We start from the raw sequence: 24,813 nt of genomic DNA, 5'->3' as shown, positions 1-24,813 counted from the left end.
CCTCGAGTGGCGGTTCATAAAGCTCCACACACTTGGACTTTAAAGCACCCTTAAGGAAGGGAATAGGTGTAACCAAGGGGATAACTAAACGGATCTCTTTGCATTGGCAAGTCCACAGTTCCACTGCTCCTCCAAGAACCCACGCAGAGAGTAGTTACAGGGTACGTTAAGAAATTCCCTTCGCGATTGAAGAACTCGTGAGAAAGTGATTTATCGCACTATAATAAATACTGCGTGTCTAGGAACGCTGAAATTGGTGAGCCTAGCTAAGGAAGTCACTATCACTTCGCTTCTGAGGGGTGAGACGACGTTTCGGGTTCCCGTAGGAGCTTTTTCAGTTTTCCGGGCAATTTCGGGTCGTGAAACTTTCAACCTCCGCTTTTCTAAATCCAACGTTAGATAGTCCTACCTTCACTCAACGAAGAATGTAAGGACTTGCTCAGACCTCTACGGTAGTCATTGGGTCTTTCGTTAAATGTCTCCCAATGCGTAGGCCTCCTTCCCGCGACTTATGGTTAGTCTCGGTGAACAGTACTTCAAGTAATGAAGTCACATATCCCTCTGCCTCCACAACCACTCAACCCTCACCACAGGACTGCCCCCTCTTCCTTCATCTTCCTGAACCCCGTGTCTCTATCGTAGAACCTGTCCAACTCCTCCTTTTCCAAGACGTACCATCCTAACCTCTCGTCAAAGGTCAGGGAAGGTTCCTCCCAGACCCTCACCACGTATTGTTCCGCAGAGCCCCTCAGAGCCTTCAGCTTGGCCCTTCTCTCGTAACCCCTCTCCTTCAAGACCTCCCTCAATCTGCTCAACACTTCCTCAGCCTCGTCGTCTAGGGTGACGTAGACCGGGTATTTCGGTTCATTCCTTATCAACCTCATCTCCACCTCGTCGTATCTTAGCTCTTGAATTGGCCTCCTCAGCTTCTCCGCGTCCTTCGTCCGGAAGTCGTTGTATCTCCTCCTGACTTCCGAATAGTACTCCTCTAGTACCTCTGGGACGTCCTTCTCTTGAAAACCAGTCCTCCACTTCTTGAGTACCTTCAACGTGATTTCCTCAGATAACGTTCCGTAAATCAGAGAGAAGTCGGTTCTGTTCGAATTGTTCCTCTGAATCTTGGTAAGCGTAAGCACGCCCTGCTCACCGTAATTCCTGTTCACCCTCCCAGCTGCCTGTATAACGGAGTCCAGGGGTCCCAAATCCCTGTATCCTCTCCTGAAGTCTAGATCGACTCCGGCCTCCACCATCTGGGTAGTGACAAGACTCACCCTCTCCCCCTCCTCTAGGGCCCTCTTGATCTTCTGAATCCTCCTCCATCTCTCCTTAGGTACTATCCTTGTGGATAGGAAGGAGGGTCTCTCACCTCTTTCCACCAAGACCTTGAAGGTAGCCTCGGCCGAGGCTATGGTGTTCAACTCAACCATGCCAGATCGCTCCAGCTCCAAGGAGTTTGCCAACTCCTCAGGCGTCTCCACGTCCTCGAACCTCCTGAACTCCACCCTGTACCTGTTGGGGACAAAGGTTACTGGGTGATTTGCCTCGTCCTTTAGGGGGAGGGTGGCGGTCATGAGGAGTACATTCACGTTCAGGTGTTTAGTCATCTCCTCTAGCGCCTCCCTTATTAACCAGAGGTACTCCAGCGGGAATGCTTGGACCTCGTCCAGTATCAGGAAGGACCCTGCTAGGTTATGGAACCTCTTCAAGTTCACGTTTCTGGAAGTGAAGAAGGTCGAAACTAGGGCTTCAAAGGTGGTTATCACCAGGGGGGAGTCCCAACTCTCTGCGAGCATCAGCCTGCTCTCCGTGTCCTGCGTCTCGTCCTCTTTGAACCTCAACGCAAGGTGATGAAACTTTAGGACCCTGTCCTCCCCTAGAACCCTAGCGAGAACGTCAGCGTTCTGCTCTATTACACTGATGAAGGGGAGGGAGTACACCACTCTTCTCTTACCTCCCTTCAGAGCCACGAGGGTTCCGGCCAGGGTCTTCCCGCTACCCGTGGGAGCAACGAGTGTAACGAAGGCGGAGGATGGCGTGAACCGAAGGGCCCAAGCCCTGAGCTGTTCCCTCATCTCCCCTACTTTGGGATTGGGCGAGGTGAGGGAGAGCAAGTGGGACTTCAGCACCTCCGGTTCCGGTAGGGGGAGTTCAGATTCCTTCACCCCCGCAGCGCTGTGCTTGTCCGCATCTATGAGGGAGGAGAAGATGAGGAGCCCGTCGAAGTACTCCTTCCACCCTTTATTCTCCAGTCTGGCCTTCCTAGTTAGAGATGACGCCTCTCTAAGGAGTGAGCCGAGTGGAGGGATGTCACCTGAGATCCACTCTACTTCCCTTCTGATCTCAGTCCACCTTGAGAGCAGGTCTTCATATTGCTTGGAGAGACAGGAGGAGGAGTTCTCCGACTCCATCTCCTTAGTTGTCAAGACTTCACTGTAACGATCCAAACCCTTTAGTTGACCGTGGTGGGAATAAACCGATACGGCCGTTAGAGCAGCTAGTACTGGGTTCCCAAATCTCTTGGATTCGTGAAGGGCGACAAGAGAAGAAAGGAAGGCGTGATCAGAACAATCCACCTTCCTTCCGGTAATTAGGTGTTCTTGGAAGTATCTGGTGTACTTCCCGATATCGTGGAGTCCCCCTGCGAGGAAGGCGTAGTCGGCCAAGTCACTCCTGCCCGCGGAGATGACGTTCTCTTTGGCTCCTTCTCCTACTTCCCTGAGGTGATCCCTTAGTTCTTTGTTCGGGTGACTGTAATACGCCATTAGGTCACCACTCTATCTAAACGAAACCATACGTTAAGGTCTATAGATCCCCGCCTCCCTTAGTTCTTTGTTCGGGTGACTGTAATACGCCATTAGGCGCACTTGACACCATGCATGCGTATCAACTCCCGCATGGTCCTGCTCATTATAACCTTCCACCACAACATGTTCTCAGAAGTAGTTACTTATTAATGTATTCTAGGTCTTGGGCGGATGGGTTATAAGCTAAATACAATTTTTTATTCCGGCTGAGATTTCGGCAATCTCCCGTGATACTGTAATATGTTTTGGTGAATATATTTCCTCTTGCCTCAAACTCTTGCGGCAACCTACCTCAAGTTCAAGGAAGGAGGAGATTGCCGAATTCCTGGACGAAAAGTTTATGAGAAGGAAAGGAAGAAATAAGAACTGTTTGTAGCTTACCTTTGAGGGCTTGAAACCCGACCTCCCTTCCTGCCTCATCGAGCGTGCCTTGTTTGTAGCTTACCTTTGAGGGCTTGAAACTTCCACTCCTCCACTGTTCCCATTTCCAGTGGGAAGTTTGTAGCTTACCTTTGAGGGCTTGAAACCGTTTCACCCTGTTCAACAATCAGCTTTCCGATACTGGTTTGTAGCTTACCTTTGAGGGCTTGAAACCTAAAAGACTAAGACGAATGAAAAAGACTTAAATATGTTTGTAGCTTACCTTTGAGGGCTTGAAACTTCATTTTGGGACACTTTAGTACTCATTTGAGGCCCTTGTTTGTAGCTTACCTTTGAGGGCTTGAAACCTGGCCCCTGTATTTTTTGGAAAATGGCTAGAATGGCGTTTGTAGCTTACCTTTGAGGGCTTGAAACGCTGTCCCCCCGCCCTTCAGGCTCTTGAGCAGTTCCAGTTTGTAGCTTACCTTTGAGGGCTTGAAACCCATCTGGGTATAAACCAGGAAAACTGTTATCATATGTTTGTAGCTTACCTTTGAGGGCTTGAAACCCTTTCTTGTACCATTCTGCTATCTCATTCTCATTGTTTGTAGCTTACCTTTGAGGGCTTGAAACCAAGCAGCTGGAGTACCTGCGTGCCTTCAAGCTAGTTTGTAGCTTACCTTTGAGGGCTTGAAACAAAACCCTACTTGTATTACATGTATTTATGGTAACCAGTTTGTAGCTTACCTTTGAGGGCTTGAAACATCACCTTCCCTTCCTTCGGCATCTCGTCGAAATTTGTTTGTAGCTTACCTTTGAGGGCTTGAAACTCATTGGACTCGAAGAAGCACGAGTTCATCGTATGTGTTTGTAGCTTACCTTTGAGGGCTTGAAACAAAATCTAATAGAAGTGACGGGGTACGAAATACATGTTTGTAGCTTACCTTTGAGGGCTTGAAACTTCCTTGTGTTGGAATCACCAGATGGTTTCTGTATAGTTTGTAGCTTACCTTTGAGGGCTTGAAACGAGAACGCCATCAAAGAAATACGGGACAGCGAGTTTAGTTTGTAGCTTACCTTTGAGGGCTTGAAACGACACGTTCCAAAACGTTATTCATACCTTCGTATCGTTTGTAGCTTACCTTTGAGGGCTTGAAACGGAAACTAGCTTTCTAGCTAGGTGGTGTCGTTGACGCAAAGACTGCCTGAGGGTCTAGCTTGAAACGGAAACTAGCTTTCTAGCTAGCTATCTATCTAACTCGTTTGTAGCTTACCTTTGAGGGCTTGAAACATATGCACGAAGTCTCCGTTTGGCAGAACAACGTATGTTTGTAGCTTACCTTTGAGGGCTTGAAACTTTGTGATGGTTCCGCGTACGATGGAGTAATTATTGTTTGTAGCTTACCTTTGAGGGCTTGAAACAGTAACTAGGACGGGTTGATCTGATTGACGCTCGTGTTTGTAGCTTACCTTTGAGGGCTTGAAACCCGTCCTTCCTCCTCTGCCCTTGCCCGCCTCCCTCCGTTTGTAGCTTACCTTTGAGGGCTTGAAACCGGTTTGGGTTTGGGTCGACTCGATCAACCCTCCCTGGTTTGTAGCTTACCTTTGAGGGCTTGAAACAAACGACGAACAAGACCAAGACGAAGACCGCGGTGAGTTTGTAGCTTACCTTTGAGGGCTTGAAACTATACCTCTGTTAACAAACAATAAATTAGCCTCCCCAGTTTGTAGCTTACCTTTGAGGGCTTGAAACGGATAGTAGAGCACGGCAAAGAGGTCCGTTCCGCACGGTTTGTAGCTTACCTTTGAGGGCTTGAAACCGATCAAGAAGTGCCCGTCTCTTCGACGGGCTCGGATTGTTTGTAGCTTACCTTTGAGGGCTTGAAACGCGGAATCGATCCTTTGTTCCCTATGGCTGGAAGGGTTTGTAGCTTACCTTTGAGGGCTTGAAACATATGGCACGGTACTGCACTCACAACAGGTGCCGTGTTTGTAGCTTACCTTTGAGGGCTTGAAACTGCCACACATCGAAAAAATAAACGTGGATGAGGTTTTTGTTTGTAGCTTACCTTTGAGGGCTTGAAACCCATCCGAGCGAATCCGCGAAACCGAGTTCTTCATCCAGTTTGTAGCTTACCTTTGAGGGCTTGAAACTGTTACCACTTCCGCTACTGCCACTACTGGTACTTCGTTTGTAGCTTACCTTTGAGGGCTTGAAACGTATCGTCACGGGAGAAGTGGTGCTTGCGGTGCCTTGTTTGTAGCTTACCTTTGAGGGCTTGAAACTTGAACCCGTTCCTGAAGAGACCCCGACTGGAGGCACGTTTGTAGCTTACCTTTGAGGGCTTGAAACTTGAACATCGTGCCATTCAGGCGGCTAAAATCATAGAGTTTGTAGCTTACCTTTGAGGGCTTGAAACACAACAACACAATAAGGGTAAACGTGATTCCAAAAGTTTGTAGCTTACCTTTGAGGGCTTGAAACTTGTTTCCGCTGGTTGTATTTCCACCACTTGTGTTACGTTTGTAGCTTACCTTTGAGGGCTTGAAACATTCACGAGAGGAAGAGCTTCGCTCGGATCCTCGCCCTGTTTGTAGCTTACCTTTGAGGGCTTGAAACGGGCCTGGACGTACCAGCCGGTGCCTAGTGCCTCGGGTTTGTAGCTTACCTTTGAGGGCTTGAAACCAAACAACCAGGGCATTTTGGCTTTCTAGCTTATAGTTTGTAGCTTACCTTTGAGGGCTTGAAACACCACACCCTTACCTCCGACGAGGGGGCGGCGCAGAGTTTGTAGCTTACCTTTGAGGGCTTGAAACAAATAATGACTTCTAAGACGATTTCGTTCAAAATTGTTTGTAGCTTACCTTTGAGGGCTTGAAACTCAAAATCGACCGGCCTGAAAGGCCGGTTGAGGATGTGTTTGTAGCTTACCTTTGAGGGCTTGAAACGCACTTGAGGAATTTCAAGAGATTATCAAGAAAGTAGTTTGTAGCTTACCTTTGAGGGCTTGAAACTTTTGGCATGCTACCACTTCATTTGACACACATATAGTTTGTAGCTTACCTTTGAGGGCTTGAAACATACAAAACACGCTAGGAAGCGTGGGGGCGAGCGTGAGGTTTGTAGCTTACCTTTGAGGGCTTGAAACAATGTCATTTGCCTGTAATTCTTTGTCCAATTGAGGTTTGTAGCTTACCTTTGAGGGCTTGAAACCTGTTTTCGGGTCTCCCCCCTCGAGGGGGGTGGCCGTTTGTAGCTTACCTTTGAGGGCTTGAAACTGAGGCTGAGTACAGCCATAGGGGTTCTAGTAGGAAGGTTTGTAGCTTACCTTTGAGGGCTTGAAACACATTACCTTGGTGAGAAAATGGTCAACCTGGAGAGAGTTTGTAGCTTACCTTTGAGGGCTTGAAACTGGCTAGACCTCCCACGAATACACCAATAGCTGTAAAGAGTTTGTAGCTTACCTTTGAGGGCTTGAAACTTCTCGTCCTTCTCAGGCATCCTTTTTCCCTCCCAGGTTTGTAGCTTACCTTTGAGGGCTTGAAACGCGTCTTGGTAAGCCATTTCACGTCTTCCTCTACTTTGTTTGTAGCTTACCTTTGAGGGCTTGAAACCGATGTAGTGCTTGAAAATGAAGTTCCATCGTGAGGTTTGTAGCTTACCTTTGAGGGCTTGAAACCCGGGAGGCAGGTCGTACTTGAGCACCCCCCACGCCGGTTTGTAGCTTACCTTTGAGGGCTTGAAACCCCTATCGCCTCTTGTGCCGACAGGACTTTTCCTTCGGGGTTTGTAGCTTACCTTTGAGGGCTTGAAACCGAGGAGTTGAAGGAAGAACTTCAAGATGCCCAGCTGGTGTTTGTAGCTTACCTTTGAGGGCTTGAAACAAGGCACCGGAAGCACCACTTCTCCCGCGACGATACGTTTGTAGCTTACCTTTGAGGGCTTGAAACGCGGCGAACTCGTCCGAAACCTGGATCTGCTGTGCCCTGTTTGTAGCTTACCTTTGAGGGCTTGAAACAGGAAGATGAGAAGATGAACAAAGAGGTACAGGAATTTGTTTGTAGCTTACCTTTGAGGGCTTGAAACACGTAGATGACTTGAACCAAGTACCGAGGATGCAAGCGTTTGTAGCTTACCTTTGAGGGCTTGAAACGAACAACAACTACGGAACCATCTACGACCTACTGCACGGGTTTGTAGCTTACCTTTGAGGGCTTGAAACTGGTGTTCGTGTTCAATGCTACGTTGATCGTAGGAAGTTTGTAGCTTACCTTTGAGGGCTTGAAACAAACGTCACGGGGGCTCTCTAGCGATGGACGTGAGGGGTTTGTAGCTTACCTTTGAGGGCTTGAAACTGATACGGTCAGGGAGGTGGTAGAGGAAGTAGGGGATGGTTTGTAGCTTACCTTTGAGGGCTTGAAACCCACACTGGGTGACACCCAGTGTGGTAAAGTACATCCGTTTGTAGCTTACCTTTGAGGGCTTGAAACGAGAGAAGGAAGGGAAGGAAAGGAAGGAAAGAAGAGAGTTTGTAGCTTACCTTTGAGGGCTTGAAACTAAAAGAATAATAGCAGAGCTGGAAGAGCGAGTAAAGAGTTTGTAGCTTACCTTTGAGGGCTTGAAACCCCGTCGTGAAGGTCACTACTGGAGTCCTCTTCGTGTGTTTGTAGCTTACCTTTGAGGGCTTGAAACGAAAATGTGATGGCAGTCTTCTATCGGAAACGATTTGTTTGTAGCTTACCTTTGAGGGCTTGAAACGGTGGGTGGGGTTAGTCCGACTCGTCCTCCGAGGACGATGTTTGTAGCTTACCTTTGAGGGCTTGAAACGCCATGTGTATACAATTGTGTACGAGTAAAAAAACGTGTTTGTAGCTTACCTTTGAGGGCTTGAAACCTAAAACCGGACAACAACAAACTGCCGGAAATGACATTGTTTGTAGCTTACCTTTGAGGGCTTGAAACCTTTAGCTTGGGATAAGTCACCGGGATCGGGAAAAGAGTTTGTAGCTTACCTTTGAGGGCTTGAAACGACGCCCTGGGGCTTATGACCCCAGGCTTTGAATTTCGTTTGTAGCTTACCTTTGAGGGCTTGAAACCCCTTAGGCCACGAGAAGAGTTTCACGTTGGGATCCGTGGGTTTGTAGCTTACCTTTGAGGGCTTGAAACCCCTCTTCCCGTGTAATCTTTTTAAACTCCTTTTGTGTTTGTAGCTTACCTTTGAGGGCTTGAAACTGGGCCAAGTGCGAGTTTTGGGCGCAAGGAAACGAACGTGTTTGTAGCTTACCTTTGAGGGCTTGAAACCCGTCTTGGTCTTCGTTTGTGTGGGGATGGTGACGGGTTTGTAGCTTACCTTTGAGGGCTTGAAACCTCGAAGAGCCTCAGGCCCGAGCCCACGGGTGAAGAGGTTTGTAGCTTACCTTTGAGGGCTTGAAACAAAAGGTGCTCATGGAAATTGAAAAGATGCTCACGGTTTGTAGCTTACCTTTGAGGGCTTGAAACCCCGGACATGTGGCGCAAAGTCACGGCGCAGGACGTGTTTGTAGCTTACCTTTGAGGGCTTGAAACCTTTCGGGGGCTAAGTATAGTTGTGTTAGCAGGGATATTGTTTGTAGCTTACCTTTGAGGGCTTGAAACAAGGGGGTGTGTCCGGGTCCCTGAGCATGCCCCTGAGTTTGTAGCTTACCTTTGAGGGCTTGAAACATCTATACCTGGTCGTAAGGACCAGGTATGCACTCTGTTTGTAGCTTACCTTTGAGGGCTTGAAACGCGATGGGTGTGGCCTCGGTGAAGGACCCCGAGTTCTGTTTGTAGCTTACCTTTGAGGGCTTGAAACAATACAAATAAGCAGACAAATAGAAAGATAAATTCCGTTTGTAGCTTACCTTTGAGGGCTTGAAACCGATGGTGTTGGGCATCTACACCATGGCCGTCACTTTGTTTGTAGCTTACCTTTGAGGGCTTGAAACAACCTCATCTTTTTCACACTTTCCTCTTTTCCCACAGTTTGTAGCTTACCTTTGAGGGCTTGAAACGTGACGTGATGTCTGTGAAATATTCGTCGTGGAAAAGTTTGTAGCTTACCTTTGAGGGCTTGAAACGACTGAAGAATGAAGTATATGAGAGGTACAAAGACATGTTTGTAGCTTACCTTTGAGGGCTTGAAACCTCTTCCTGTTGAGAATCCTGCTTCTGCTCACTCATGTTTGTAGCTTACCTTTGAGGGCTTGAAACAATCAATTCTCTCAGCAAGAGTTGATAAAAATGGGAAGTTTGTAGCTTACCTTTGAGGGCTTGAAACTGGATAAACACATCAAATTTCGACGAGATGCCGAAGGTTTGTAGCTTACCTTTGAGGGCTTGAAACCGGTATCGACCCAAGCCCAAACCGCAATCACCTCAAGTTTGTAGCTTACCTTTGAGGGCTTGAAACTCCTATATGTAGCTTCCCGTTCTTCACCACTATCGTGTGTTTGTAGCTTACCTTTGAGGGCTTGAAACCCATGACAAAGAGTAGGGCTAAGACTTGTTCCTTAAAGTTTGTAGCTTACCTTTGAGGGCTTGAAACCTTGACATACTGGGCTATCTGCTGCGGTGTTAAGTGTTTGTAGCTTACCTTTGAGGGCTTGAAACCCGCCTGGTGTTGTCACACCCGGAAGCGGTGTAACAGTTTGTAGCTTACCTTTGAGGGCTTGAAACGTGTAGGGTTGTATGGCTGCCCCGCACGGGGTGGAAGGGGTTTGTAGCTTACCTTTGAGGGCTTGAAACGGTGCGGAAAACACTACCGAGCCGCCATTCTCACTCCGTTTGTAGCTTACCTTTGAGGGCTTGAAACAACTCACCCTCCTTGTACCCTAGATACATTTGTTTGGGGGTTTGTAGCTTACCTTTGAGGGCTTGAAACTTCTTCCAAACAAAGACTTCGTGCGTGTCAGCCGGCCTGTTTGTAGCTTACCTTTGAGGGCTTGAAACTAATATCTTCAACCGGCCTTTCAGGCCGGCTGACACGGTTTGTAGCTTACCTTTGAGGGCTTGAAACTTTGTTCCGTCACGCTTTTTTCGCACATGAAGTCTCAGTTTGTAGCTTACCTTTGAGGGCTTGAAACAAGACCGACGCCGATATGACGACGACGTACAGGGTGTTTGTAGCTTACCTTTGAGGGCTTGAAACCTTTCCTTCCTTCTCTCCTCTTCTTCCTTCTGGCTGGGTTTGTAGCTTACCTTTGAGGGCTTGAAACTAAAACTGCACCCAGCCTTTTTTGTACCATTCAGTTAGTGTTTGTAGCTTACCTTTGAGGGCTTGAAACAATATCATATCCCTCGAACAGGGGTACGAGGGATATGGTTTGTAGCTTACCTTTGAGGGCTTGAAACCTTTATGTAAAGAAGAAGGAGAAACGGCGAAAGACTGCGTTTGTAGCTTACCTTTGAGGGCTTGAAACTCTGGGCCGATAGCAACTGGGATGGGTCAGTAACGGTTTGTAGCTTACCTTTGAGGGCTTGAAACTTCTTCCCTAACCCTTTTTTCTTCCCCTCCCCTCCCGTTTGTAGCTTACCTTTGAGGGCTTGAAACAGGGCATACCTCAACGCCACCGCGGAACAGCCGACCTGTTTGTAGCTTACCTTTGAGGGCTTGAAACCGGTGCTGGCGAGCTGCTCTTCCTCACCGTCGTTGGTTTGTAGCTTACCTTTGAGGGCTTGAAACAATAATAGCGTAAGACAAACGAACCCATGGCAACGAGTTTGTAGCTTACCTTTGAGGGCTTGAAACGTCCTCCTCCGAGTCCTCCTCGTCCTCCGAGGAGTGTTTGTAGCTTACCTTTGAGGGCTTGAAACATAATGCCGGACTGTATCCCCGTTAGGAAGCAGGAGAGTTTGTAGCTTACCTTTGAGGGCTTGAAACAGATAAATAAATTCTAGCACTTTACTTAGGAAACTAGCGTTTGTAGCTTACCTTTGAGGGCTTGAAACTCCTCTAGGCTGGTAAAATCTGTCGATCATATCTATGTTTGTAGCTTACCTTTGAGGGCTTGAAACACGACTTGTACAATGTCCTTAGCGTGGATGGGCTGTAGTTTGTAGCTTACCTTTGAGGGCTTGAAACTGCGATGTAAAGCTAAGCATGAATAGAGGGAACCTAGTTTGTAGCTTACCTTTGAGGGCTTGAAACTGTCACACGAAGATAACCTGATATCCCACGTAAAAGTTTGTAGCTTACCTTTGAGGGCTTGAAACGTGACCTGTGTCACCTGCGTCGTCACGCCAGCTATGTGTTTGTAGCTTACCTTTGAGGGCTTGAAACAAAAATTCGACCCAGTCGGTGACACCCAGTACGCTGTGTTTGTAGTTTGTAGCTTACCTTTGAGGGCTTGAAACCAGAGCAAGTTCCTCAAATTGGCTTTCGAGTACAAGTTTGTAGCTTACCTTTGAGGGCTTGAAACCTGGTAGTGTCGTTGGCACAGCGACTGCCTGAGGGGTTTGTAGCTTACCTTTGAGGGCTTGAAACCTAGGCCTCCCACGAACACGCCTATGGCCGTGAAGAGTTTGTAGCTTACCTTTGAGGGCTTGAAACAATGAAATAGCTCTGGTCATTTGGCTTTCAGCACCCTGTTTGTAGCTTACCTTTGAGGGCTTGAAACCCTTATCGTTTTCACTATCACAAGAATGGGCACTTGAGTTTGTAGCTTACCTTTGAGGGCTTGAAACCCAGAATGAACTCGAACGCCCCTTTCTTCATCTTTTCGTTTGTAGCTTACCTTTGAGGGCTTGAAACATAACTGTGTCCCTCGAGGAAGGATTCGAGGGACACAGGTTTGTAGCTTACCTTTGAGGGCTTGAAACTCACTTGGTGGCCCAACTCTTTCAGTCCTCTCTCCAGGTTTGTAGCTTACCTTTGAGGGCTTGAAACACAGTGTACTCAAAGTAACCCTATCTGGAGTACAGTGTTTGTAGCTTACCTTTGAGGGCTTGAAACACACAAAACCATTCTTCCCACTGTTGCCATTCTGGGGTTTGTAGCTTACCTTTGAGGGCTTGAAACATGATCTCAACGACGAATACATGGACAAATGCGAAAGGTTTGTAGCTTACCTTTGAGGGCTTGAAACATACTTTGGAGAACTCCTGCTTTTATTTTCAATTTCTGTTTGTAGCTTACCTTTGAGGGCTTGAAACAAGATGAAGCCATCAGACAGGGACATGAGTATGCCATTTGTTTGTAGCTTACCTTTGAGGGCTTGAAACGTCTTTTTTCTTCTCTTTTTAGACCTGAAGGTTAGTATGTTTGTAGCTTACCTTTGAGGGCTTGAAACATACACAGAGAATGGGAGAATAGATTTTGTCTGAGTGGTTTGTAGCTTACCTTTGAGGGCTTGAAACAGAACAGAGTTTACTATGTTAATTGATTGTACTCCAGGTTTGTAGCTTACCTTTGAGGGCTTGAAACGCGGAGTACGTGAGCATGTACGTACCTGGGGTACCGAGTTTGTAGCTTACCTTTGAGGGCTTGAAACTTGAGGTAGGCGTAGTACTGCCCCAAACTCGAAGGGTTTGTAGCTTACCTTTGAGGGCTTGAAACGTAGGTTTTCTATAACGTCCTCTACCGGCTTCTCCTGAGGTTTGTAGCTTACCTTTGAGGGCTTGAAACCGACGGGGACTATCACATTCAAGTGTGGTACACATGTTTGTAGCTTACCTTTGAGGGCTTGAAACCAACTACAGTTAGTGTGTGTTCTATTCCATCGTGAATTGTTTGTAGCTTACCTTTGAGGGCTTGAAACATCCGTAGGAGCCGTTGAGATCAGCGTCATGTCTCCGTTTGTAGCTTACCTTTGAGGGCTTGAAACAGCCGGGCTAGCTCTATGAAACCCCTGGCCTTCTTTTGTTTGTAGCTTACCTTTGAGGGCTTGAAACTGGAGGGATAGAGGGAGAAGAGCTAATAGGGAGGGCCAGTTTGTAGCTTACCTTTGAGGGCTTGAAACCCAGATAGTCATCCGCGAACTGCTGTGCCGTTGGGTGTTTGTAGCTTACCTTTGAGGGCTTGAAACCCAGCCTAGGCTTCAGAGGATATGTATCCAGGCTCCGTTTGTAGCTTACCTTTGAGGGCTTGAAACCGCGGAGTCAGAATTCGAAATGCCGACGACTTCATAGGTTTGTAGCTTACCTTTGAGGGCTTGAAACGCTACCACCGAACAGCTTCTTCAACCCGCTAAAAAGTTTGTAGCTTACCTTTGAGGGCTTGAAACCCGAGAAAAGTTGCCAATTTTGCGGATTGATGACTTTGTTTGTAGCTTACCTTTGAGGGCTTGAAACGTGACGCCGGGAGGGAGCTGCAACAACCCTTCCACCGTTTGTAGCTTACCTTTGAGGGCTTGAAACTTCCACCCCCTCACACAAAGCACGGCCCTTTTCCTCGTTTGTAGCTTACCTTTGAGGGCTTGAAACGAAAGGTCCGACGACGAACTCCTTGCCGTACTCTCGTTGTTTGTAGCTTACCTTTGAGGGCTTGAAACAAGGCGGTGGTGACTCTGACTCCAGACGGGAGAATGAGGTTTGTAGCTTACCTTTGAGGGCTTGAAACCGTCGAGTACCTCATCCTTCCCGGTAAATACGTCATTGTTTGTAGCTTACCTTTGAGGGCTTGAAACCCGTTCCTGTACCCCAGGTAAGCCTGCCGTACGAGGACGTTTGTAGCTTACCTTTGAGGGCTTGAAACTTCTCATCATGACCTTCGATGGGCTTCCTGCTATTATGTTTGTAGCTTACCTTTGAGGGCTTGAAACTCATATTCGCAGACGATGAACTCGTGTTTCTTCGAGTCGTTTGTAGCTTACCTTTGAGGGCTTGAAACGGTATGATGTTACCTATCGCGTGAAGTTCTTCCAAGTGTTTGTAGCTTACCTTTGAGGGCTTGAAACCCACGTGGGCCGGTCTGGTGAGGGCCCACGTGGCAACGAGTTTGTAGCTTACCTTTGAGGGCTTGAAACAGAATAATCATCGTCTGATTCAGCAGTTTGTCTGACGTTTGTAGCTTACCTTTGAGGGCTTGAAACCCGTAAGCGGAGGAGGAACCCGGCCCTCCTCCACCTGTTTGTAGCTTACCTTTGAGGGCTTGAAACACAGTCGAATTCAGGACCAGTTCGATGTAGTTCACGTTTGTAGCTTACCTTTGAGGGCTTGAAACTATGCGGCCTTCACCTTCGCGGGCACCCTCATGTCCAGTTTGTAGCTTACCTTTGAGGGCTTGAAACTTTCGCGTCGTCCGGTCTGACTGAGAGCTTCTGAATGTGTTTGTAGCTTACCTTTGAGGGCTTGAAACCCTATACTGTCGATAGATTCGGGCAGAGGATACCGTGTTTGTAGCTTACCTTTGAGGGCTTGAAACTTGTAACCAGAATCGTAATAATAACCAGAAGGGCAGTTTGTAGCTTACCTTTGAGGGCTTGAAACATCTGCGTTGGGTACACCGCTTCTGCAGTTCCAAGCCGTGTTTGTAGCTTACCTTTGAGGGCTTGAAACAGAAAGAACTTGGGAGGATTGACTGCAGTGAAACTGTTTGTAGCTTACCTTTGAGGGCTTGAAACGCGATTCGGTCATTCAGCTATTCTCATCAGCTCCTACCGGTTTGTAGCTTACCTTTGAGGGCTTGAAACTATTCTTCAAATTTGGCTATCGGTTTAGGCGTATACTTGTTTGTAGCTTACCTTTGAGGGCTTGAAACAAGTGAAGTCTCATCGATATCTAGGAAAAACTAGGTTTGTAGCTTACCTTTGAGGGCTTGAAACTGAGAAAGTCCTTCACTCTTCCTTCATGGGGCTTAAGGTGTTTGTAGCTTACCTTTGAGGGCTTGAAACGTCTCTGAGAAGTCGATTGTGACGGTGAGCAGTGCTGTTTGTAGCTTACCTTTGAGGGCTTGAAACAACCAAAACACGATCGACAGCGTGCTGGGCGTCACGTTTGTAGCTTACCTTTGAGGGCTTGAAACTGGATTCGCTCGGATGGTGGGTCGCATTTTCGGTGGATGTTTGTAGCTTACCTTTGAGGGCTTGAAACTCTCACCCCGTCCCTCTACCTTTACCCCACACATGTTTGTAGCTTACCTTTGAGGGCTTGAAACCTACACCGCCGAAGAAAAAGACGAAGAGGACTCCAGGTTTGTAGCTTACCTTTGAGGGCTTGAAACCCATTCATACAATACTTTAAGCAAGGAGAAATAATCGTGTTTGTAGCTTACCTTTGAGGGCTTGAAACTAGCCCAGCATCACCCGTCCACACTCTGGACAGGTGGTTTGTAGCTTACCTTTGAGGGCTTGAAACACAAAATGCGAAGAAGAACTTTCACGAAACGCGAAAGGTTTGTAGCTTACCTTTGAGGGCTTGAAACCAAAAAGTGCACTAGGGGTTCGACGGGAGGAAAGACGTTTGTAGCTTACCTTTGAGGGCTTGAAACGCTATGTGGCCCACAACCAAATCGAAATGATGAATGTGTTTGTAGCTTACCTTTGAGGGCTTGAAACATGATGTACCGAGGATGCAGGCTCGAGCAGTGGAATTGTTTGTAGCTTACCTTTGAGGGCTTGAAACCTCTGGTATTTCTCGCTATGCCCCAAAAGCCAATCCCGTTTGTAGCTTACCTTTGAGGGCTTGAAACTGGAGGGGAAATTGGAACCACAAGAACAGAAAAAGGGTTTGTAGCTTACCTTTGAGGGCTTGAAACGTAGCCTGGCTTAGCCAATACTTCACTACGAACACGTTTGTAGCTTACCTTTGAGGGCTTGAAACTCCTCAACCCTTCACGATGTCGCCTCCGCAAGGAGTAGGTTTGTAGCTTACCTTTGAGGGCTTGAAACACGGAATCACCGCTCATGACCGGGAAATCAAATTCTGTTTGTAGCTTACCTTTGAGGGCTTGAAACCGGAGTGATAGAATCAACAAAGGCATGCCAACCTGGTGTGTTTGTAGCTTACCTTTGAGGGCTTGAAACACCCTCGTGTTTCTTGCTTATATTAAGGATTATATCGGGTTTGTAGCTTACCTTTGAGGGCTTGAAACAAGACGCAAGTAACATACTCAGAAATTGCGACTACTGTTTGTAGCTTACCTTTGAGGGCTTGAAACCGTTTTCGTGTCCAGTAAAATTCGGGATCATCCACATGTTTGTAGCTTACCTTTGAGGGCTTGAAACAACTTCAGGAGTTGGATCTTCCCCGGAACGTTCACGGTTTGTAGCTTACCTTTGAGGGCTTGAAACCTCGAATGTACAGCATCTTGAGGAAGGAGACCTCTCGTTTGTAGCTTACCTTTGAGGGCTTGAAACTAACCCAACAACACTCGTCCACATTCTGGACAGGTGGTTTGTAGCTTACCTTTGAGGGCTTGAAACCCAAGTGGTCCCCGACGAAGGGGTGCCCTTGCATCCCGTTTGTAGCTTACCTTTGAGGGCTTGAAACCGCTAATGTCCTCTCCGTCAAACCCCGTCCTCAAATCGAGTTTGTAGCTTACCTTTGAGGGCTTGAAACGCGGAAAAAATGTTGAAATATCAAGGAATTGACGACGTTTGTAGCTTACCTTTGAGGGCTTGAAACTTTGGTGTTTACGGCTGAATTTTTGTTCTTGTTATTGTTTGTAGCTTACCTTTGAGGGCTTGAAACATGGGGAAGGTATTCCAGTACTAAGGGGTACCATTTGTTTGTAGCTTACCTTTGAGGGCTTGAAACCTGGATCAGTCACCGACCGAGATAATGATCTCGGCCGAGTTTGTAGCTTACCTTTGAGGGCTTGAAACTACATACTCCACGCCGTCGACGACGTTGAACGTTACGTTTGTAGCTTACCCTTGAGGGCTTGAAACAAGAGACTTTAGAAACAATTAGTAGGTTCCCCGATCTGTTTGTAGCTTACCTTTGAGGGCTTGAAACCTATCGGCAGAAATTCTCAGTTCTACCGGCGAGCTATGTTTGTAGCTTACCTTTGAGGGCTTGAAACCAGCAAGCTAGATATAGAAGTCGTCTACGCAGGTAAGTTTGTAGCTTACCTTTGAGGGCTTGAAACAAGGCGATAGGCTTCACTCTTCCTCAGCCTTCTCATGTTTGTAGCTTACCTTTGAGGGCTTGAAACAATCTCTTCATCGATGATGCTGTGTTTCTTGCAGAGTTTGTAGCTTACCTTTGAGGGCTTGAAACTGAAATCGACATTTCTGGTAATTCTTAGAATGAGATCATGGGTTTGTAGCTTACCTTTGAGGGCTTGAAACGCCATTCCGCGTATAGGGGATAATATTTCTTCGCAAGGTTTGTAGCTTACCTTTGAGGGCTTGAAACCGGATCACCGCTATACTTCGGGTCCAACGGAGGTGTTTGAAGGTTTGTAGCTTACCCTTGAGGGCTTGAAACGTAGGCAGACAGAACTACAATTGCCTGGTTCCCGGTGTGTTTGTAGCTTACCTTTGAGGGCTTGAAACCCATCAGGCTGGTAAAGGAGGGTAAGCTCACTTCTGTTTGTAGCTTACCTTTGAGGGCTTGAAACTTCTTCTCACATGATGAAGGGAGGTACTTCGTACGAGTTTGTAGCTTACCTTTGAGGGCTTGAAACACTATCGACCCACTTCTCATCCCGATCCTGCTCTTGTTTGTAGCTTACCTTTGAGGGCTTGAAACACTTCCCCCATTCTCACCCGAGTTTCCACTTTCTATGAGTTTGTAGCTTACCTTTGAGGGCTTGAAACAACAGGATAGTTGACTTATTGTGAGGTGGAAATTTAGTTTGTAGCTTACCTTTGAGGGCTTGAAACCAGCGTAATCAGCGACTTTCTACACCACAGAAGAAGCAGTTTGTAGCTTACCTTTGAGGGCTTGAAACAAGGCGATAGGCTTCACTCTTCCTCAGCCTTCTCATGTTTGTAGCTTACCTTTGAGGGCTTGAAACAATCTCTTCATCGATGATGCTGTGTTTCTTGCAGAGTTTGTAGCTTACCTTTGAGGGCTTGAAACTGAAATCGACATTTCTGGTAATTCTTAGAATGAGATCATGGGTTTGTAGCTTACCTTTGAGGGCTTGAAACGCCATTCCGCGTATAGGGGATAATATTTCTTCGCAAGGTTTGTAGCTTACCTTTGAGGGCTTGAAACCGGATCACCGCTATACTTCGGGTCCAACGGAGGTGTTTGAAGGTTTGTAGCTTACCCTTGAGGGCTTGAAACGTAGGCAGACAGAACTACAATTGCCTGGTTCCCGGTGTGTTTGTAGCTTACCTTTGAGGGCTTGAAACCCATCAGGCTGGTAAAGGAGGGTAAGCTCACTTCTGTTTGTAGCTTACCTTTGAGGGCTTGAAACTTCTTCTCACATGATGAAGGGAGGTACTTCGTACGAGTTTGTAGCTTACCTTTGAGGGCTTGAAACACTATCGACCCACTTCTCATCCCGATCCTGCTCTTGTTTGTAGCTTACCTTTGAGGGCTTGAAACACTTCCCCCATTCTCACCCGAGTTTCCACTTTCTATGAGTTTGTAGCTTACCTTTGAGGGCTTGAAACAACAGGATAGTTGACTTATTGTGAGGTGGAAATTTGGTTTGTAGCTTACCTTTGAGGGCTTGAAACCAGCGTAATCAGCGACTTTCTACACCACAGAAGAAGCAGTTTGTAGCTTACCTTTGAGGGCTTGAAACACGAAGGGGATAAGCAACTTCATAAACGGCGTACAAGTTTGTAGCTTACCTTTGAGGGCTTGAAACTTTGTCGAAGTTTCCGGGTTTCGTATGGTTTTCGCCAGTTTGTAGCTTACCTTTGAGGGCTTGAAACATTATGCAGGGTGATGTGCCGTTTGACTTCGGTGGGTTTGTAGCTTACCTTTGAGGGCTTGAAACAGATAAATAAATTCTAGCACTTTACTTAGGAAACTAGCGTTTGTAGCTTACCTTTGAGGGCTTGAAACACTGAGTATTCGAGACTACACGTGTATGACGAGGAGGAGTTTGTAGCTTACCTTTGAGGGCTTGAAACACTAACTTCTTCAAGTGGTGAAAATGTCGTTCCTAGTTTGTAGCTTACCTTTGAGGGCTTGAAACCAGTACAAATAACTCTCGAACATCCTCGTCTACGGTGAGCGTACTTTTTAATCTCGTTTTTCCCTGAACTATGCGTAACGAATTATATATTAGTGAAGTACCCTGGGTACTGCTTTATGAGGGTCGTCCGTAACTGACAGTCGCTCGTGATCCGTTCATCGGGTACACTGAACTGCTTCTTCCTGACTTGTATCATTAAAGAGCATTCCGTGAAGCTAAGAAGCCGCTCTATTCCGTGAGTGCTGAACACCTTAAACTTGGAGACAGACATTGTTTCTCCTTATCTCGTCCTCATCTTCCTACGTGAGGTCTATACTCTCCATCTCCTATGACGTGCCTCTCCACCTTGTAGGCCTCGTACCTAAGCAAGGTGGAATAGGAGATTCTCCTCCTCCCCACCTTCACCTTACTCTCTAGCTTCTCGTCGAACTTTACGAGGAACTTCCTGAGCGCGTCCTTCTTTAACTTCAGTCCCTCCACCTCGAAGTCATCTTTACCCACCTCACGTCTGTTCACCATGGAAATAATGAGTCTGTCCACTATCAACGGCTTGAACACGTCTGCTATGTCTAGGTTCAGACTGAACCTCCTGAGGTTGGTACTGTGTAGGAAACCTATCCTGGGGTCGAGCTGTGTCTGGATTATCTGATCCAATGCCTCTAGGTAGAGCATGGTGTTACCGAGGCTGATCAGGGAGTTCAACCAGTTCTCTGGTGGCCTCTTTGTCCTTTTACCGAGTTCCCCTCCCAATATTCCATCCAATGCTTGGTAATACTCCACTCTCGCCGCTCCCTCCACCCCCATTACCTCCACCACATTACCTGCTTTTTCCAGTCTCTCAAGCAACGCCCTAACCCTTCCTGGGTCCTCCCCGTTTTCCCTGAGCACAAGTGCCATGTTCTTGATTGAGCCCTCCACGAAGGCCTTCGCCAACTTCACCCTATCCTCTCCCAAATAGGCCTGGACCTGTTTCAGGAGCACGAAGCCCGATACGTTCTGGACCTTGGGTAAGAAGCTGCCCAGGTACCTCCTGGAGAAGAAGTGTATAGGAATCCCGTACCTGGATATGAAGTGTAAGACCCTCTTGTTCAACCTCACCTCCCCGTACACGTAAAGGGACCTCACCTGAGTCACGGGGACGTACTTAGTTCCCTCCTTCGTGACGAAGGCCAAGGTGTTAGACTTCCTTTTAAGCTCCCCGTGGGATGTGATGTATATCCTTTTCATGGAGGACTTCCCCAATTCGAAGATTCACCTCGCTCCAACACAGCGGCAGAAGTTGGAGATCTTCCCGGGTCCCTTAGGACAACGACGGATCACCTTTCTTCACCCCAACAAAGGCCTCTGTAGGCACACTTCCCGCAATACCTTATCCATTTCCTGGGAGGAGGTCTCTCCATCTCCACTATATGCTTGATTCTCTCCAGGTCCTTTCCGACCTCTTCCTCACTAAATCCCTCGACTTTCTCCTTCAACCCCTCTTCCGGCACCCAGATCTCTCCCCCGGCCCTCACCCCTACTTCCCTCAACCTATAGAGGTAATACGCGACCTGGGCCCTAGCCGACTCCAGGTGCCTCGAGGTGGACTTTATTTCCACCACTACTCCACTGTCCTCCCTGAACCTGTCCAGCTTCATTCCCTCTAGGGAGAGCGGAACCTCCTCGGAGTGGATTCTGTGAATTTCCCTACCGAACTCCAGCCTCGCGTGGTGTCTGTAGGGAGTGATCCCCTAGCCATGAACCAAACTTCCCTGGGACACACGTGCGAGTACCACACGAGGGTCCCCGTCACTACCACGTCTGGAGCTAGTTTGTAGTTCACTTTACTAAATTGTTAGAAGTTTTATATCAAGGTTTCTCAATCATTCTCATGAACAGTTCACTTGGCCTTCAACGTCGGGAGAAATTCAGTTCAGTGACCTACGGTCACAAGCCTAGGCCTGGGGCTGATTCGGCGTGTCCAGACGGTCAAGTGATCGACGAGATTTAGGAAACGTGGTAACTTGTAGAACTCCAAGTCTAGAGGACGTTGAAGGGCTGTCCTTCCTCTCCCAAGACTTCTCTTTTTAAGTACCTACCTGTTTCCAAGAGGTATATTATGACGGAGTCCTTTCCCCTCATGATCCTGCGTAGCTCCTCCTTTAAGGCGTAAAATTTTCCCTCGCTTATCTCGCCCTCGAACACGGACCTCTGGACCCAGGTTAGGTACTTCCTACAGGTTTGGAGAGCCCTGTTGACCCTACTCTCGTCGAAATCGTACACGAGTATCACGTACATGTGGTACTTTACTCCTTCCCTATTAAATTAATTGCAGAAATTACTGATGCCCTCGTGAACTTCACCGGGGCTCTGAGTGGTCGACGAAAGGGACCTCGAAAAGCTCGCCACAGACAACCATGATCTATCCTGGGGTGACCTCCAGCCCCAGGAGATTCGGACGTGAGAAGGACTCGCACAGTGAACAAAGACGGGGGCGAAAGTTGGGTGGCCCAGCGATCTCTGACTTACGGACGGTCGGAATGGAACACCTTTATAGATTCCTTCCGACCCCTCCGGTTTCCTAGAGTTCCCGTGCTCACCTCATTGAGAACCCCATGTGTTTTGATGGGTCACTGGGACTCGAAAGGTCACGTGACGGGGGGCTAGGAACGATTGAGACTTCCTCGATGTGGAGACTCGGAATTTCGAATTCCCTGCAGTTGTCATCGGGTTTTCCTCGATCCCTGAGGATGTACGAAGATTTCCTTATCCACCTAATAATCTAGCGATACTGAGCCTCGTGACGTCCTTAATTGGTTCACCGTTGATGCCCAGAAAATTTCCATCCAGGAGTTAGAGGTCAATTGGTGGGAGGACGAGAGTACAACATCAAAGTATAAATTGCTCACCTGGCTAATTACCTATATGTTCGCAGCCCTGCGAGAGATAGGGAGGTTGGGCTCGGAAGAGAGTCACGAGAAATTACCGATTAAGGAGTTGAAAGACAACGAAGGGAGTTTGTGTTACGTGGTTTTCGATGACGATTCCAAGACCGTGTCCCTAGAAAGGGTTGAACTGTATGAAGATGTGGAAAGGGACCTAGCCTTCATGGGTAACTACGGAGGCCAGAAGGATCAACTAGGGGTAACTACGAACCAGTTCAAGTACGTCTTGGGGTTCGACGAAGAAGGCAAGGCGGTGAAACGCGAAAAGAAATTCGCCCTCCAGGTTATCTCCCAGAGGCTCAAGGGAACTGAGCTGGGCAATATCGTGGATTCGGTCCTCTCGTGGTACACTCCTGATCCGGATAAGTTCAAGGATGTCTTTGAGAAAGTGAGGAACTCGAAGGACTGTAAGCTCTACACGGTGAAAATACTTCACAACGGAAGAGAGGTGATCCTGGCTAAGGAGAAGGAGTACAGGTCCTTACTCTCCGCCTCAGGGGAGACAGTGGAGGGAACATGTCAGATCTGTGGTTCCAATCAAGTGCTGGAGAACCCAGATTATCCCAACGGATCCATCCTGAAGATATTCATCACCGACAAGAAGGGATTTCTCCCTCACCTCTTTGAGGACAATGTGACCCTGGCCCACAGTGTGTGCCCCTCCTGTAGAAGTCTCCTCGTCCTAGGCAGCAACTACGTGGAGCAGAGACTCGTGAGCAGTATGGGAGCGATAAACGCTTACATCATTCCAGACCTCCCACCTCGGGGATTAGAGCAGTTCCTGAAACTCTACGAACCCAGTCTAGAAGGGTTCCTCCTAAAATCTCTAGAGGACGTAAGGAATGCGGAGAAAGAGGTGGATGACGCCGCAAGAGACCTGAGTGTGGAACCTAGACTGACTATCCTCTTCGGCAAGAGGCAGCAGGCCAAGTTCAAGGTCTGGAGGGTAATACCGGAGGTGAGTTACCTGAGGTTGATTGCCGTGGTCAAGACCTTCAACAGGTCCGCTTCTCTGCTCAGATTCTCTTGGTCTCCTTCCTTTAAGGACCTCTACGCTAGCCTACCCGTGAGGGAGACTAGGGACGGAGTAGATCCGAGGTACTTTCTGGACTTCTTTGAGGCCATTGTCTTGGACTACCCCTTGGATCCGAGTTTCGTCTACAAGGCGTTCACGGAGTCCCTGAGGTGCAGGAGGTACGAGACCTGCGAGAACAGGGAGACGATGAGGAGGAGCCTAGAGGATCTCGTTCTACTTCAGCATATATTTATATATTCCATGGGACTACTAGGACTTATGAGTGTCAGTTCCGCCCTCCCTCGTGAGAGTGACAGAAGTAGAGCAGGAGAGATAGCCGAATCCATGGGACTCAAGGGAGGCAGGAAAGGCCTTTACCTCTTGGGTTACCTCACCGCTCAGGTTGGAAAGGAGCAGGCTAAGAAAGAGGACAAGAGGAAGGCAATTCTTGACAGGATAGACTTCGAAGGGATGGACTATGAGGACGTAAAGGTATACGCAAACAGGTTGGCCGAGTCCCTCAGGGACTACAATGTACTTCAATATAATGAAGCTGAGTTGGGGGAGGCCCTCAGATTGATCGAAGAGGATAGTGGATCCTTGAGGAATCCACAAGAGAATGTGTTCCTAATCCTTTTGGGCTATTCCTACACTACGAAACAGATCCTCGAATCGACTTCCCACAGAGAGTAATACACCTGAAGTAGAGTAAAACCTTATATACTGAAGTTCCTTTCTTAACTTGATTGGTTTGGATCCTCCAACTAAGAACAACCCTCCTACTAAGAACTCGGAGATCCTCCTCATATACGAAGTGAAGATGGCTAACCCCAATGGAGATCCGGACGACGAGAACAGACCTAGGATGGACCCCAAGACCAGGACCAACATAGTGACGGACGTGAGGGTTAAGAGATTCTTCAGGGATCTACTCATATCGAGGCAAGGTGAGGACAAGGTCTGGGTATCCAAGGTCGACGGAAAGAACGTAGATGCCACGACGAAGTTAGAGAAGTACGGGGGGAACCCAGAGGATGTTCTAAACTCCTGCGTGGACGCTAGGCTGTTCGGGGCCACCATTCCCAAGAAGGGAGAGAAGAAGGGAGAGTCCATATCCTTCACCGGACCGCTCCAACTGAGTTGGGGTTACTCCCTGCATAGGGTAGATCTGATGGACACTAGGAGCATAACATCCATCTTTTCCGGTAGGGACACTGGAGCGGGGAACATAGGAAAGGACTACAGGGTCTACTACTCCCTCCTGGCCTTCTACGGTGCATTCAGTTACAGAAGAGCCCAGAGGACCAAGGCCTCCGTTGAAGACCTCAAGATCTTCGACAACCTCATCTGGGAGGCCATACTGTCGGAGTCCGTGACGAGGAGTAAGATTGGGCACTATCCTCACCTGTACATGAGAGTGGAATGGCCTGAGGCGGATAGATTCGAGGGAGACCTGAGAAGGTTTGTAAAGGTGAAGGAGAGGAAGGAGGCCGTTAGGGGACTGGAAGATCTCGAACTGGACTTCTCTGCCCTCATAGCTAAACTTAAGCAAGCCACGGTGTACTCCAGGTGTTCCCAAGAGATGTCCAAGGTATGCGAGGAGATGAGGAAGGTCGCTAACGTAGTGAACCTTCCACATCCCGCCTAGG

General features: G+C 47.8%; 6 protein-coding genes and 2 CRISPR repeat arrays. Of the genes, 2 read left to right on the top strand and 4 right to left on the bottom strand.

Annotated elements, in window-relative coordinates; all coding sequences use genetic code 11:
* Window positions 1-584: 584 nt before the first annotated feature.
* The 4 genes from cas3 to cas2 form a co-directional block, all read right to left on the bottom strand.
* On the bottom strand, window positions 585-2,762 hold the full coding sequence (cas3, locus tag HS1genome_RS08715; protein WP_126450511.1) for a CRISPR-associated helicase Cas3': 2,178 nt from the start codon (window positions 2,760-2,762) through the stop codon (window positions 585-587).
* A 410-nt stretch (window positions 2,763-3,172) separates the two neighbouring features.
* Window positions 3,173-4,323: a CRISPR direct-repeat array (repeat unit 30 nt; unit sequence GTTTGTAGCTTACCTTTGAGGGCTTGAAAC).
* Between the two features lie 101 nt (window positions 4,324-4,424).
* Window positions 4,425-19,225: direct repeats of the CRISPR family, unit length 30 nt; unit sequence GTTTGTAGCTTACCTTTGAGGGCTTGAAAC.
* Window positions 19,226-19,516: 291 nt separating this feature from the next.
* Window positions 19,517-20,467 (bottom strand): type I-B CRISPR-associated endonuclease Cas1b, encoded by a 951-nt coding sequence (gene cas1b / locus HS1genome_RS08710; protein WP_126450509.1) that lies wholly within the window; start codon window positions 20,465-20,467, stop codon window positions 19,517-19,519.
* Between the two features lie 74 nt (window positions 20,468-20,541).
* Window positions 20,542-20,952: a Dna2/Cas4 domain-containing protein gene (locus tag HS1genome_RS08705; protein WP_126450508.1), complete on the bottom strand. Its 411-nt coding sequence runs from the start codon at window positions 20,950-20,952 to the stop codon at window positions 20,542-20,544.
* Between the two features lie 292 nt (window positions 20,953-21,244).
* The gene (cas2, locus tag HS1genome_RS08700; RefSeq protein WP_126450506.1) at window positions 21,245-21,502 is read right to left on the bottom strand and encodes a CRISPR-associated endonuclease Cas2; all 258 of its coding nucleotides are present in this window, start codon (window positions 21,500-21,502) and stop codon (window positions 21,245-21,247) included.
* Window positions 21,503-22,129: 627 nt separating this feature from the next.
* Between cas2 and HS1genome_RS08695 the strand changes: the two genes are divergently transcribed.
* Window positions 22,130-23,857 carry a TM1802 family CRISPR-associated protein gene (locus HS1genome_RS08695; protein ID WP_126450504.1) on the top strand — a complete coding sequence of 576 codons (1,728 nt, stop codon included), beginning with the start codon at window positions 22,130-22,132 and terminating at the stop codon, window positions 23,855-23,857.
* 49 nt (window positions 23,858-23,906) lie between these two features.
* Entirely contained in the window at window positions 23,907-24,812 is a 906-nt protein-coding gene (gene cas7b / locus HS1genome_RS08690) for a type I-B CRISPR-associated protein Cas7/Csh2 (protein ID WP_126450502.1), read from the top strand.
* The last annotated feature ends 1 nt before the right edge of the window (window position 24,813 follow it).

Source organism: Sulfodiicoccus acidiphilus (assembly GCF_003967175.1).
Lineage (GTDB): Archaea > Thermoproteota > Thermoprotei_A > Sulfolobales > Sulfolobaceae > Sulfodiicoccus > Sulfodiicoccus acidiphilus.
The sequence above is the reverse complement of the archived record's forward strand: the minus strand, read 5'-3'. Positions and strand labels throughout refer to the sequence as shown.

Excerpts from the sequence above, each read along its gene's own strand:
- cas3 (WP_126450511.1), bottom strand. The coding sequence starts at position 2,762 with ATGGCGTATTACAGTCACCCGAACAAAGAACTAAGGGATCACCTCAGG.
- cas2 (WP_126450506.1), bottom strand. The coding sequence starts at position 21,502 with ATGTACGTGATACTCGTGTACGATTTCGACGAGAGTAGGGTCAACAGG.
- HS1genome_RS08695 (WP_126450504.1), top strand. The coding sequence starts at position 22,130 with ATGTTCGCAGCCCTGCGAGAGATAGGGAGGTTGGGCTCGGAAGAGAGT.